At 62.9% G+C, this 12734-nt stretch carries 12 protein-coding genes; 6 read left to right on the top strand and 6 right to left on the bottom strand.

Translation table 11 applies throughout. The features are described from left to right. Positions 1–5 precede the first annotated feature (5 nt). A complete protein-coding gene (locus tag B5M07_RS01335; protein WP_120349912.1) occupies positions 6–1250 on the bottom strand; it encodes a glycosyltransferase family 4 protein in 1245 nt (414 codons plus the stop codon). Between the two features lie 123 nt (positions 1251–1373). On the opposite strand from B5M07_RS01335, the gene ade reads away from it, so the two are divergent. The 6 genes from ade (at position 1374) to msrA (ending at position 7395) form a co-directional block, all read left to right on the top strand. Continuing rightward, positions 1374–3176: an adenine deaminase gene (ade, locus tag B5M07_RS01330; RefSeq protein ID WP_120352114.1), complete on the top strand. Its 1803-nt coding sequence runs from the start codon at positions 1374–1376 to the stop codon at positions 3174–3176. Continuing rightward, on the top strand, positions 3173–4636 hold the full coding sequence (locus B5M07_RS01325) for an AMP nucleosidase (protein WP_120349911.1): 1464 nt from the start codon (positions 3173–3175) through the stop codon (positions 4634–4636). Before ade ends, B5M07_RS01325 begins: the two co-directional genes overlap by 4 nt. A gap of 127 nt (positions 4637–4763) precedes the next feature. Next, entirely contained in the window at positions 4764–5051 is a 288-nt protein-coding gene (locus tag B5M07_RS01320) for an HU family DNA-binding protein (RefSeq protein WP_007118569.1), read from the top strand. 439 nt (positions 5052–5490) lie between these two features. Next, complete coding sequence (locus tag B5M07_RS01315) at positions 5491–6360, top strand: DMT family transporter (RefSeq protein ID WP_120349910.1); 870 nt, start codon at positions 5491–5493, stop codon at positions 6358–6360. A gap of 79 nt (positions 6361–6439) precedes the next feature. Then, positions 6440–6889, top strand: coding sequence for a peptide-methionine (R)-S-oxide reductase MsrB (gene msrB / locus B5M07_RS01310; RefSeq protein ID WP_067624619.1), 450 nt, complete (start codon positions 6440–6442; stop codon positions 6887–6889). Beyond that, entirely contained in the window at positions 6886–7395 is a 510-nt protein-coding gene (msrA, locus tag B5M07_RS01305; RefSeq protein WP_120349909.1) for a peptide-methionine (S)-S-oxide reductase MsrA, read from the top strand. The genes msrB and msrA overlap by 4 nt, the downstream gene beginning before the upstream one ends. Before the next feature lie 29 nt (positions 7396–7424). Here the strand turns inward: msrA and B5M07_RS01300 are convergent, their stop codons facing one another. From B5M07_RS01300 to B5M07_RS01280, 5 genes are read right to left on the bottom strand one after another with little or no spacing between them, the layout of a single operon-like run. Further along, positions 7425–9431, bottom strand: a complete 2007-nt coding sequence (locus B5M07_RS01300) for a hydantoinase/oxoprolinase N-terminal domain-containing protein (protein ID WP_120349908.1) — start codon at positions 9429–9431, stop codon at positions 7425–7427. Positions 9432–9442: 11 nt separating this feature from the next. Continuing rightward, positions 9443–10507, bottom strand: a complete 1065-nt coding sequence (gene queG / locus B5M07_RS01295; RefSeq protein WP_120349907.1) for a tRNA epoxyqueuosine(34) reductase QueG — start codon at positions 10505–10507, stop codon at positions 9443–9445. Then, on the bottom strand, positions 10507–11175 hold the full coding sequence (gene fzlA, locus B5M07_RS01290) for an FtsZ-binding protein FzlA (RefSeq protein ID WP_067624607.1): 669 nt from the start codon (positions 11173–11175) through the stop codon (positions 10507–10509). Before fzlA ends, queG begins: the two co-directional genes overlap by 1 nt. A 58-nt stretch (positions 11176–11233) precedes the next feature. Further along, entirely contained in the window at positions 11234–11962 is a 729-nt protein-coding gene (mtgA, locus tag B5M07_RS01285; RefSeq protein WP_120349906.1) for a monofunctional biosynthetic peptidoglycan transglycosylase, read from the bottom strand. A gap of 7 nt (positions 11963–11969) precedes the next feature. Continuing rightward, positions 11970–12674 (bottom strand): SGNH/GDSL hydrolase family protein, encoded by a 705-nt coding sequence (locus tag B5M07_RS01280; protein ID WP_120349905.1) that lies wholly within the window; start codon positions 12672–12674, stop codon positions 11970–11972. Positions 12675–12734: the final 60 nt, after the last annotated feature.

The raw sequence follows: 12734 nt of genomic DNA, 5'->3' as shown, positions 1-12734 counted from the left end.
CCTCGCTAGCTGATCCGTTTGCTGTCGGGCACCAATGCGTTGATCCGCGCGAGGTGTTCGGGCAGGCAGCGGGTAAGGAAATCGCAATGCTCAACCACATGCGCCCGCGCCGCCGGGCCGAGATGGGCGTGATCCTGCGGATTGGCAAGCACCTCCACCACCTGCGCCGCCAGCGCATCGGGGTCAAAGAAATCCACCAGCAGCCCGGTCTTGCCATGGCTCACCGCCTCGCGCACCGGGGCCACATCAGAGGCCACGATCGTGGCTTGCATCGACATGGCTTCGAGCAGTGACCAAGACAGCACAAAGGGCATCGTCAGATAGATGTGACAGCGGCTGATCTGCACAAGCTTCTTGAAATCGGGGTATGGCACTTTGCCGACGAAATGCACCCGCTCCCAATCGACCTTGCCCTGCAGTTCTGCCGCCATCTCTCCGCGCAACCCGCCGGGATGGTCGCTTTGCTTGCCGTAGGACACCTCATTGCCGCCGACGATCACCACCCGCGCAGCGGGCCGCTCGGCCAAGATACGCGGCAGAGCGCGCATCATCGTGTGAAAGCCCCGCGTCTTTTCCAGATTGCGCGCGACATAGGTAATGATCTCATCCTTGCGCGTCACGGGCTCTGCCAAACGCCCCAACCGCAGGCTGACATCCGGGTCGGGCAATAGCTGATCGGTGCGGATGCCATCATGGCAGACATAAAGCTTGCGGTGAAAGCTTTCGGGGAAACGGTCGCGTTGCCAATGGGTCGGACAGTGGCCCAGATCGACGGTTTCGATATTGGCCAGCGGCACGATATTGCGCGCATGGTTAAGATAAGGCGCATGGGTCGAGATTTTCTCGGCTGGATCAAAGCCGACCATCCCACCGGTCATGTTATAATAATACTCGAAATAGCCGATGATCGGAACATCGGGCCAAAGCTCTTTGAAAAAGCTTAACTCCCCCCAACCGACGTGGCCGATGATGATGTCGGGGCGAAAGCCCTCTTGCGTTTCGATCTGCCGGGCCGCGCTGACGGCCCCGAAACCATTGCCCGAGGCTTCTTCCCAAACGCGCGAGAGCCCATAGGCTTTGTCGTCGGGCCGATGATGGGGGCGGTAGACCCGGGTTTCGACGCCGGGCAGATTTGGGGCGTTCTGACGCTGGGTCAGAAAATAAATCCGATGCCCGCCCGCCTGCGCCAGCCATTGCACCAACTCCCGGTATTGGCCGGGCATGTTCTGGTGCACAAAGAGAAAATTCATCAGATGGTTCCGTAAATGCCTTGGGCCCCAGTTAGCCGCAAGCGGCGCGTTCTGGCAACATCCCGCGCCCTTTCATATCGCGGGCCCGCTTGAACCTCCCCCGGCCCTATGGCACCTTTGGACATGACAGATAAAACGTTCCCCACTTGGCCCGATGTGGCCGCACAATTGGTCGAGGTCGCCGCCGGGCGGCGCGCGGCCGATACGATCATCACCGGCGGCATTTGGGTGAATGTGCACACCCGCGAATGCCTGCCCGATCACGACATCGCCATCGCCGCCGGGCGCATCGCCTTTGTCGGGCCGGATGCCAGCCACTGCCGCGGCGATGATACCCGCATTATTGAGGCCAATGGCCGCTATATGGTCCCCGGTCTTTGCGACGGGCATATGCATATTGAATCGACCATGCTCACCCCGGCGGAGTTCGCCCGCGCCGTGATCCCGCATGGCACGACATCGGCCTTCACCGACCCGCATGAGATCGCCAATGTGCTGGGGCTGAACGGCGTGCGCATGATGCATGACGAAGCGCTGATGCAGCCGATTAACATCTTCACGCAAATGCCCTCCTGCGCGCCTTCGGCCCCGGGGCTGGAAACCACGGGTTTTGAGATCACCGCCGAAGACGTGACCGAAGCAATGGCATGGCCCGGCATCGTGGGCTTGGGCGAGATGATGAACTTCCCCGGTGTCAGCAACGCCGACCCGCAGATGCTGGCCGAAATTGCAGCGACCCAGCGGGCGGGCAAGACCGTGGGCGGGCATTACGCTTCTCCCGACCTCGGCCCCGCCTTTGCCGCCTATGTGGCGGGCGGTCCGGCGGATGACCACGAAGGCACCTGCGAAGCCGACGCCGTGGCGCGGATGCGGCAGGGCATGCGCTCAATGATCCGGCTCGGCTCGGCGTGGTATGACGTGAAGACGCAGATCACCGCGATCACCGAAAAAGGGCTCGATCCGCGCAACATGATCCTGTGCACCGATGACAGCCACTCTGGCACCATCACCAACGAAGGGCATATGAACCGGGTGGTGCGTCATGCCATCGACTGCGGCTGCGAGCCGTTGATTGCCTTGCAAATGGCGACGATCAACACCGCGACGCATTTCGGGTTGGAGCGGGAGATCGGCTCGCTCACGCCGGGCCGCCGAGCTGATGTGATCCTGACATCGGACCTTGCGAGCTTCCCGGTAGAGACGGTGATCGCACGCGGCGACGTGGTGGCGGAAGATGGCAAATGCCTTGTCGATTGCCCGCATTTCGACTGGCCTAACAATGCTCGCCAGACCGTAAACATGGCCCGAGACCTGAGCGCCGATGACTTCGACATCGCCGCACCCGAAGGCGCGAACGCAGTCACCGCCAATGTCATCGGCGTGGTCGAAAACCAAGCGCCCGCACGCGCGCTGAAGTTTGAACTGCCCGTGACCGAAGGCCGCGTGCAGGGCACTGGCGAGGTCTGCCAGATCGCACTGGTCGAACGCCACCGCGCCACCGGGACGGTGACCAACGCTTTCGTCTCGGGATTCGGCTATGAGGGGCGCATGGCCATGGCCTCGACCGTGGCGCATGACAGCCACCACATGATCGTCGTGGGCACCGATACCGAGCAGATGGCGCTGGCCGCCAACCGGCTGCGCGAAGTCGGCGGGGGCATCACGATCTTCCGCGAGGGCGAGGAACTGGCGCTTGTCGCCCTGCCCATCGCCGGGTTGATGTCTGACCGCCCCGCCGCTGAAGTCGCCGCCGATGCCGAAGCCCTTGTGCAGGCGATGATCGACTGTGGCTGCAAGCTGAACAACGCCTATATGCAGCATTCGCTTTTGGCCCTTGTGGTGATCCCTGAGTTGCGGATCTCGGACCTCGGGCTGGTCGATGTGCAGAAATTTGAAATCATCCCATTGTTAGAGCCGCAAACATGACAACGATCCTGACCCCGGACACCCCGAACCCGGAAAGCTTCCGCGATGCGACAGCTGCCGTGGACCGCCTGACCGAACTTTATCAGCAGGCCACGACCTTCCTGCATGATGCCTTTGCCAAGGCGATGGAGACTTCGGCCCCCGATGCCCGCGTGCGTGCCTTTTATCCCGAACTGCGGTTTCGCACCTCGTCTTATGCCCATGTCGATACGCGCCTGTCCTTCGGCCATGTCTCTTCTCCCGGCACCTTCGCCGCGACGATCACCCGGCCTGATCTCTTTCGGAACTATCTGATCCAGCAGATCGGCCTGCTGATTGAAAATCACGACCAGCCAGTGATCGTTGGCCCGTCGACCACACCGATTCCGGTACATTTCGCCATGACGGGTGATAATGCGCTGAACGTGCCCCAAGAAGGGGCCGCCGATTTCACCCTGCGCGATGTCTTTGACGTGCCGGACCTGTCGACCACCAATGATGATATCGTCAACGGGACCTACGTGCCTGAGGACGACGTGCGCCCGCTCGCGCCCTTTACCGCGCAGCGCGTCGATTACTCCCTCGCCCGGCTGGCGCATTACACCGCCACGGACCCTGAGCATTTCCAGACCCATGTGCTGTTTACGAACTACCAGTTCTATGTGACCGAGTTTGAGCAATACGCCCGCGAGATGCTGCGCGACCCCGAGAGCGGCTATACCGCCTTTGTCTCGACCGGCAATGCCGAGATCACCGATCCCGATGCGCCTTTGGCAGAGACGCTGAAGACCCCGCAAATGCCGACCTATCACCTGAAACGCGCCGACGGTTCGGGCATCACGCTGGTGAATATCGGTGTTGGCCCGTCGAACGCAAAAACGGCAACAGACCATATCGCCGTGCTGCGCCCCCATGCGTGGCTGATGGTTGGACACTGTGCCGGGCTGCGCAATACGCAGGCTCTGGGCGACTTCGTATTGGCGCATGGCTACCTGCGCGAGGATCACGTTCTGGATGACGACCTGCCGGTCTGGGTGCCGATCCCGGCGTTGGCCGAGATCCAGATCGCGTTGGAGCAGTCGGTGGCGCAGGTCACGCAATTGGAGGGCTATGAGCTCAAACGCATCATGCGCACCGGCACCGTCGCCACCATCGACAACCGCAACTGGGAACTGCGCGATCAGAGCGGCCCGGTGCAGCGCCTGAGCCAATCCCGCGCCGTGGCATTGGATATGGAAAGCGCCACGATCGCGGCCAATGGCTATCGCTTCCGGGTGCCCTATGGCACGCTGCTGTGTGTGTCGGACAAACCGCTGCATGGTGAATTGAAACTACCCGGCATGGCCTCGGACTTCTACAAGACCCAAGTCGCGCGCCATCTGATGATCGGCATTCGCGCCATGGAGCTGCTGCGCCGCATGCCGCTGGAGCGGATCCACAGCCGGAAACTTCGATCCTTCGACGAAACGGCGTTCCTATAGGGGCTAAAACAGCGGAAAATCGCATGTTTTCACGTTTAGAGCGCCACAATTCGTTGTGTTATCCCACAACATACCGTTACATTCCGGCCATGAGGCCCTAAAAAGCGGGCAGTCTAAGGAGAATAAAATGGCAAAACCGATGACCAAGACCCAGCTCGTTGCTGCTCTGGCAGAAGAGATGGACACCGACAAGAAATCCGCAGGCGCAGCGCTCGACGCCGTTTGCAACCTGATCACCCGTGAAGTGTCCGCCGGCGGTGCCGTGACCCTGCCGGGCGTTGGCAAAATCTATTGCCGTGAGCGCCCCGAGCGGATGGTCCGCAACCCCGCCACTGGCGAGCAGTTCAAGAAAGACGCCGACAAAGTGGTCAAGATGACCATCGCGAAGGCGCTGAAGGACAGCGTGAACGAGTAAGCCCTGGGCTGAATGTTTGCGAAAGGGTCGCCTTCGGGCGGCCCTTTTTCGTTTGGGAGGAGGAAGGTGCGCGCCAGTACACAGATTAGCGATCTCGCGTTTTCCCGTTTGAGGTTTGCATTTCGCAGGGCCATCGCCTGCCCGCGGGTCGGCGATCCAACAGACGCTCCATGCACTTTATGGTTCAGCCATAATGTGCGCTTTCAATGTCGTGTCCAGCCTCGCCAAATCGCCTACCCGGTCGCACCAGCGGTGCGCCCGAACTACCACGGCACGCCTCTGGCGTGGCGGGCGGGCAGGCGATGGCCCGGCGCCTGCGGCTTGATTCCGGGCAGTGTCGAATTCCTAAAGCTTGGGTATTCTTCAACTCACCAAACCCACCTTGCCCTCCCCCTTCAAACCCGCCATTGCTTAGCAAGTTCAGCACAGGGGGCATTTCATGGACATCCGCGCAATTCTCATGGGACTGGCCTTTGCCGTGATGTGGTCCTCGGCCTTCACCTCTGCCCGTATCATCGTGATGGATGCCTCGCCCCTGCTGGCTCTCTCTCTACGCTACCTGATCTCTGGCCTGATCGGCGTCGGCATCGCGCTGGCCCTGGGGCAAAGCTGGCGGCTCACCCCCGCGCAGTGGCGGGCGACGATCATCTTTGGCGTGCTACAAAACGCGGTTTACCTTGGGCTTAACTTCATCGCCATGCAGACCATCGAGGCGTCCCTCGCCGCGATCATCGCCTCCACCATGCCGCTTCTTGTGGGCTTCGCCGCATGGGCGTTTTTGGGTGAGAAGCTGCGCCCTTTGGGCATTGCGGGACTGTTTGCCGGTGTCATTGGCGTCGCCATCATCATGGGCGCGCGCCTCGGCGGGCAAGTCGACCTCTATGGTCTCATCCTTTGCGCCATCGGCGTGGTGGCCCTCACCGCAGCCACCCTGTTGGTGCGCGGCGCGACCTCGGGCGGCAACTTCCTCATGGTCGTCGGCTTGCAAATGCTTGTCGGCTGCGTGGCCCTCTCCATCGCCACCCTGCTGTTTGAGACACCCCGCATCGACCCCAGCCTGCGCCTGACGCTCGCCTTCGCCTATACCTGCCTTGTCCCCGGCCTTGCCGCCACCGTGGTCTGGTTCTGGCTGGTCAATCGCATTGGCGCCACGCGGGCGGCCACCTTCCACTTTCTCAACCCGTTCTTTGGCGTGGCCATCGCGGCCCTGCTGCTGGGCGAAACGCTGGGTCCGCGCGACATCCTTGGCGTCGCCATCATTGCAGGCGGCATCCTTGCCGTGCAGGTCTCGCGGCAACGCAAGGCGTAACGCCAGTGTGAGCCGCAAACCCTTTGAATTTCACCGCCACACACCATCTAATAGGCCAAGCCCATGAATGGAGGACCCCATGCCCCAATACGAGAAAACCAACGCCGCGATTGATGCGCTGAGCCCCGAAGAATTCCACGTCACGCAGCGCAGCGGCACCGAACGCCCCGGCACCGGCAAATACCTGAACAACAAAGAGCCGGGCATCTACGTCGACATCGTTTCGGGCGAGCCTTTGTTCGCCAGCGGTGACAAATACGAAAGCGGCTGTGGCTGGCCCAGCTTTACCAAACCGATCGTGCCTGCCTATGTCGAAGAGTTGGAAGACGCCTCGCTCGGCATGGTCCGCACCGAGGTGCGCAGCAAACACGGCGACAGCCACCTTGGCCACGTCTTTCCCGACGGCCCACCGGATCGCGGCGGGCTGCGCTATTGCATCAACTCCGCCTCTTTGCGCTTCGTCCACCGTGACGACATGGAGGCCGAAGGCTATGGCGAGTATCTCAACCAAGTGGAGAATGTGACATGACAACCGAACGCGCAGTATTGGCCGGTGGCTGTTTCTGGGGGATGCAAGATCTGATCCGCCGCCGCCCCGGTGTGGTCTCGACCCGCGTCGGCTATACCGGCGGCGACGTGCCCAATGCGACCTACCGCAACCACGGCACCCATGCCGAAGGGATCGAGATCAACTTCGACCCCGAGAAGACCTCCTACCGTGAGCTGCTGGAGTTCTTTTTTCAAATCCATGACCCCACCACGGCGAACCGTCAGGGCAATGACCGCGGGATGAGCTACCGTTCCGCGATCTACTATGTCGACGATGAACAAAAAGCGGTCGCCGAAGATACCATCGCCGATGTCGAAGCCTCTGGCCTGTGGCCGGGCAAAGTCGTGACCGAGATCGAACCCGTTGGCGATTTCTGGGAGGCAGAGCCAGAGCATCAGGACTATCTGGAACGTCTGCCCAATGGCTACACCTGCCATTTCCCGCGCGCCGATTGGGTGCTGCCCAAACGCGCAGCGGCTGAGTAACGATGCTGCCCCCGGCACCGCGCCGGGGGTTAGCCCGCCGCCACGCGCGGCCGCCCCGAGGCTTCGACGGTAAGTGCGGCCTCGACAAACACCTCCCGCCCCTCAATCTCCGCCATACGAATATCGCGCGTCACGTGGCACTCGATCTGTGCGGCCCCGGCTGACTGGGCCCGCCCGCGGGCGGTTTCGGTCAAAGCAGTCTCTGCTTCGGCCAAAGCGCGTTCGGCATCCGGGAAATCCTGTGGGCCATTGGCCAGATGAACGCGAAACACCCCTTCGTGCGGGACGGTGACGGTGCCGCTTTCACGCATGATCACCCGGCCCACCACCGCACCGATGGCATTGGCGACATGGGCGTGGTCGGGCAGGATCATCTCGCTGCCCAGTCTCTTTCCTACCGCCGGGTAATAGGTCGCCGCCGAAGCGCCCAAGCCCACGACAGGCAAGTTCAGACCCGCATCAATCCGCAGCACGCCGCGATGCCCCGACAGGCCACGCTGCATCAAAACATGCCGTGCCAAGGTCTCGGGCGGCAGATCAAAGGCGGGGGATTCTTCGGCAAAAGCAGTCTCTAACAGGGCCAAAGCAGTCTGATCGGTCAGCTGGTCGATGATGATTTTGGCCAGACTCTCAGGCTCGGGGCAGAACCGCAGCCCCGAGCCGCCGCGCTTGCGCCCGAACAGCGCCAACGCCTTGTGGGCAGCCGCGCGGTCCCATGCCGAAAGATGCCCGGCCACATGGCTTGCATCGCTGGGCGTAACCCCCGCCACCTGCACCAGCCCTCGCGCCACCAGCCGGGCCAAAGCGCCCTGTTCGACCCGGTTCCGCAGCACGTCACCCAGGGGCCAGACATCGGTGCCGATCCGCTCCAACAGTGCCAAGTCGCGCGGGACCAGACCCTCGACCTCCTGACCCGGCACGGCCCGCACAAAGCGGCCATCATGCTCCCCCACGACACTCCGCCGCAGTTGGGCGTCCAAGGCTCTATGCACCACCTCGCCCGCCTCCACCGCAAGGAGAGAGACCGGCAGCAGCCGCTTCGGCCCTAGGGTCACGCCCGCGGTCAGACCTTGGGACGTGAAATGCACTTCGCTGTCACCGCCCAAGCCATGGGTCCGCATCGCCACCGCCTCGACCATGGTTCGATAGGGACCAACCTGCGCACCCGCCGGATCAATCGCCGGGCGACCGTCGCGCAACAGCGCTACATCGGTCGTCGTCCCGCCGATATCCGACACCAGCGCCGTCTCTGCCCCGGTCAACCAGCGCGCGCCCACGAGCGACGCAGCAGGGCCGCTAAGGATCGTCTCGATCGGGCGCTCGCGGGCCTGCGCGCTCGACATCAAGGCACCGTCGCCGCGCACCACCATCATCGGGCCGCTGATGCCCAAGCTGCGCAACTGATCCTCGGCCCGGCCAATCAGCCGATCGATCATGCCAATCAGCCGCGCGTTCAGCAAAGCCGTCAGCGCCCGCTTCGGCCCGTTCAGCTTGGCTGAAAGACTGTGAGACGCCGACACCGGACGCCCCGAGACCTCTGCCACCAGTTCCGCGACCCGCTGCTCATGGGCCGGATTGCGCGTGGCGAATTGGCTGGCCACGGCAAAGCCGCTTACATCGGCCCTATGCGTCTCTAAAAAGGCGATTAGGGCTGGCTCGTCCAGCGGCGCAACCTCGGCCCCCGCATGGTCGTGCCCACCAGTCAGCAGCAGGCAAGGGTCACCCCGCAGCGCCTCTGACAGCCCATGCGCTTCAAGATCAGGAGCGCGAAATCCGACATAGATCAGCGCCACGCGCCCGCCCTGCCCTTCGACCAGCGCGTTGGTCGCCAGCGTGGTGGAGAGCGAAGCCATGGCGATCTGATCCGCCGCCACGCCGGACTGCGTCAGCACCGCGCTGACCGCATTGCCCACGCCAACAGCCAGATCGGCGCGGGTCGTCAGCGCCTTGGCCGAAGCGATCACCTCTGACTCATCGCGGATCAGCACCGCGTCGGTATAGGTGCCGCCCGTGTCCACACCCAATAACACCGCCATGGGCGTGCCTCCTATGCCAACAGCTCTGCCGCCCAACGCGCGGCATCGGCCACGGTGGGGTCAGCATCTTCGGTCAGAGATTGCGCCACCGGGCGCAGCCGCGCCAGCCCGGAATTGCCGATGGCATAGAGCACGTTGCGCACAAAGCGATCCCGCCCGATCCGTTTGATCGGAGAGCCGGAATAGCGCGCGCGGAACGCGGTATCATCCAGCGCCGCCAACTCTGCCAAATCCGCCGGCTGCACAGCGGGGCCGTGATAGCGCATATCACTGGCCGCCACGGCGAATTTGTTCCACGGGCAAGCGGCAAGGCAATCGTCGCAGCCATAGATCCGGTTGCCCATCTTCTCACGTAGGTCCAGATCGACCGGCCCTTTGTGTTCGATCGTCAGATAGGAAATGCAACGCCGCGCGTCGAGTTGATAGGGCGCGGGGAAGGCATCTGTCGGGCAAGCCTCAAGGCAGGCGCGGCATGACCCGCAGTGATCCACCTCTCGCGCATCAGGGGCCAGATCAAGCGTGGTAAAAACAGACCCTAAAAAGGCCCAATTGCCGAACTGCCGGCTCAGCAGGTTGGTATGCTTGCCCTGCCAACCGAGCCCCGCCGCCTGCGCCAGCGCCTTTTCCGGCACCGGGGCGGTATCGACGAAAACCTTCACCTCAGGGTCAGCCGCGCGGGCCTCCTCCATCAGCCAACGCGCCAGCCGTTTCAGCCGTTTCTTGACGATATCGTGGTAGTCACGCCCCTGCGCATAGACTGAGATCGCCCCCTTGTCGGGATGCTCCAACACCGCGCGGGGGTCATGGTCGGGGGTGTAGCTTTCGGCCAGCATGATGACCGACCGCGCCTCGGGCCAGAGTGCTGCGGGATTGCCGCGCCAATGCATCCGCTCTTCCATCCAGCCCATCTGCCCGTGAAACCCCGCCTCGACAAAGCGGGCGAGCCTTTCGGGCATTTCGGGCACGTCTTCGGGGCGGCAAATACGGCAGGCGACAAAGCCTTCCTCAAGCGCCCGAGCCACCACCCGCGCCTTGAGGGCCTCCGGCCCGGGGTCGGCGCGGGGGGCGGCGGGCATCAGAAGTCGAGGTTGTTGTAATGCACCGGCGGCGGGAAGCCCGGCAACTGGTCGGCGAGGATCGACCGAAAGGCGGGACGCGATTTGATCTTGGCGTACCAGTCCTTAACCACGTCAGAGCGGTTCCAATCCACGTCCGAGATATAGTCGAGCGACGACAGATGCGCGGCGGCGGCGAAATCTGCCAGCGTCATCACGTCACCCGCCAGCCAGCGGCGGTGATCCAGCAGCCAAGCCATATAGTCGAGGTGATATTTGATCGCCTTGGCCCCGGCCTTCACGTTCTTGCTGTCCGGGTAGCCCTGTTTGGTGACCTTCTTGTTGACCCGCTCGTACAGCAGTTTCGAGGTCACCTCGTCGTGGAATTTGTCGTCGAACCAGCTGACCAGACGGCGCACTTCCAAGCGCTGCACCGGGTCGCTGGGCAGCAATGACGCCTCTGGGCGGGTCTCTTCGATATACTCACAGATCGCGGCGCTTTCCGCCATCATGATCCCGTCAAGCCGCAGCACAGGCACCTTGCCCGCCGGATTGCGGCGCAGGAAATCGGGGTCTTGCTCCCAATAGCGCTCCTCGACCAGTTCCACCTCGATCTTCTTCTCCCCAAGGCTAAGCCGCACCTTGCGACAGAAGGGGGACAAGGGAACGTGAAACAAGCGAGCCGTCATATAAAGTCCGTGTGGTTAAAGGGATTGCACTCTTCCATGCCTGCTGGCGGGAGGATTTTCAACTCTCGAAACAAGCGGCACGACCGTCCGCGCGGATGGTCGCCGCCCCGTCCATGATCTGGGCCGTGCGCTTGCGGGTAAAGTCACCGGGCCGGGAGGCGGAACGCTCTTTCGGGTCGGGCAGGATCGCGGCAAGCCGGGCGGCCTGCGTCGGGCTCAGGTCTGCTGCCGCGACGCCAAAGTAATGCGGGGCCGCAGCACCAACGCCAAAGACACCTTCGTCGAACTCGGCCACATTCAAATAGACCTCGATGATCCGGCGCTTGGGCCAAAGGGTTTCGACCAGCGGAGTCATCCCGGCCTCAAGTGCTTTGCGCAGCCACGAGCGCCCATGCCAAAGATAGACGTTCTTGACCGTCTGCTGGCTGATCGTGGACGCCCCGCGGGCAGAGCCATTTTCAATCGCGGTGCGGATCGCCTGCATGTCAAAGCCCCAGTGGTTGCAGAAATTCGCATCCTCTGCCGCGACAGCCGCGCGGGCCATCACGGGGGCGATCTGCTCAAGCGGCACCCAGTCGCGCTGCACCCCACCCAGACGGCGCGATTCCGAAAGCATGTAGACCCCAGTGGGCGGGTTGACGAAGCGGAACAGCAACACCAGCAGCACAGCCAAGACAAAGGCCAGCGCCAAGGCACGCACCACCCAGCGGCCCGCGCGTTTCTTCAACGGGGGGCTTGTCTTGCTCGATTTCTTGCCCTTGGGGGCGGTCTTTTTCCGTGTCGCCATGGATCAGCTATAGGCCGTCTGCGGGTTTTTGTGAACGGTTGTCGCGCGCGGTGATTTCTTGAGCGAGGTAGGCACCGATCCGGGCAGAGCCACGGGCGGAGGGATGCACGTTGTCCCCGGCGAATAGACCGCGGTCCCCCCGGTCGATCACGTCTTCGGAATCGACGAAATGGATCCTCGGGCGGCCTGCGGCGAAAGTGGCGATGCGGGATTCGATTTCGACCAGATCATCGCGGCATCCGGCAAAGGAGCCTGAGCCGGAGCCTGCGTAATAGCCCATCCACATGACCTGCGCCCCGGTCTGGGCACGGAGGCGTTGCAAGAAGGCGGGGATGCTGCCGCTTTGACCGTCCGGTGCGATCAGCGCATTCACCGAGGCCCCGCAGGCCCCGCAGCCGCAATCGGCGCTCAAATCGTTGGCACCGCCATTCACCACCACCCAGTTCCAGCGCCCGCCGGGGAACTGCTGCTGGATGTCAAAGCCAACGGCAGAGGCGATGGTCGAGCCATTGTCGAGCTGCGCGCCGGGCACGGCACGGCTGGTGACGCTGCGGCCCGTTTGGTTGGCAATGACATCGGGGATGGAGCGGCCTCCATTCCACGCCATGATGGAATCGCCCAGCACGAGGATATCGCCCCCGCCACGCGGTGCGGTGTCGGTGCAGGCGCTGAGGCCTGTGACTATCGCCAATACCGCTAGAATTCTTCGCATGATCCGCCTCCTGTGGAGAGGCAGAGATAGCGCAGAGGTTTTTCAAAACCACCCTTGCCC

The organism is Sulfitobacter sp. D7, from assembly GCF_003611275.1.
Lineage (GTDB): Bacteria > Pseudomonadota > Alphaproteobacteria > Rhodobacterales > Rhodobacteraceae > Sulfitobacter > Sulfitobacter profundi.
This window is presented reverse-complemented; position numbering and strand designations above follow the sequence as displayed.

Coding starts and splice junctions, on each gene's coding strand:
- B5M07_RS01335 (WP_120349912.1), bottom strand. CDS start 1,250: ATGAATTTTCTCTTTGTGCACCAGAACATGCCCGGCCAATACCGGGAG.
- ade (WP_120352114.1), top strand. CDS start 1,374: ATGACAGATAAAACGTTCCCCACTTGGCCCGATGTGGCCGCACAATTG.
- B5M07_RS01325 (WP_120349911.1), top strand. CDS start 3,173: ATGACAACGATCCTGACCCCGGACACCCCGAACCCGGAAAGCTTCCGC.
- B5M07_RS01320 (WP_007118569.1), top strand. CDS start 4,764: ATGGCAAAACCGATGACCAAGACCCAGCTCGTTGCTGCTCTGGCAGAA.
- B5M07_RS01315 (WP_120349910.1), top strand. CDS start 5,491: ATGGACATCCGCGCAATTCTCATGGGACTGGCCTTTGCCGTGATGTGG.
- msrB (WP_067624619.1), top strand. CDS start 6,440: ATGCCCCAATACGAGAAAACCAACGCCGCGATTGATGCGCTGAGCCCC.
- msrA (WP_120349909.1), top strand. CDS start 6,886: ATGACAACCGAACGCGCAGTATTGGCCGGTGGCTGTTTCTGGGGGATG.
- B5M07_RS01300 (WP_120349908.1), bottom strand. CDS start 9,431: ATGGCGGTGTTATTGGGTGTGGACACGGGCGGCACCTATACCGACGCG.
- queG (WP_120349907.1), bottom strand. CDS start 10,507: ATGCCCGCCGCCCCCCGCGCCGACCCCGGGCCGGAGGCCCTCAAGGCG.
- fzlA (WP_067624607.1), bottom strand. CDS start 11,175: ATGACGGCTCGCTTGTTTCACGTTCCCTTGTCCCCCTTCTGTCGCAAG.
- mtgA (WP_120349906.1), bottom strand. CDS start 11,962: ATGGCGACACGGAAAAAGACCGCCCCCAAGGGCAAGAAATCGAGCAAG.
- B5M07_RS01280 (WP_120349905.1), bottom strand. CDS start 12,674: ATGCGAAGAATTCTAGCGGTATTGGCGATAGTCACAGGCCTCAGCGCC.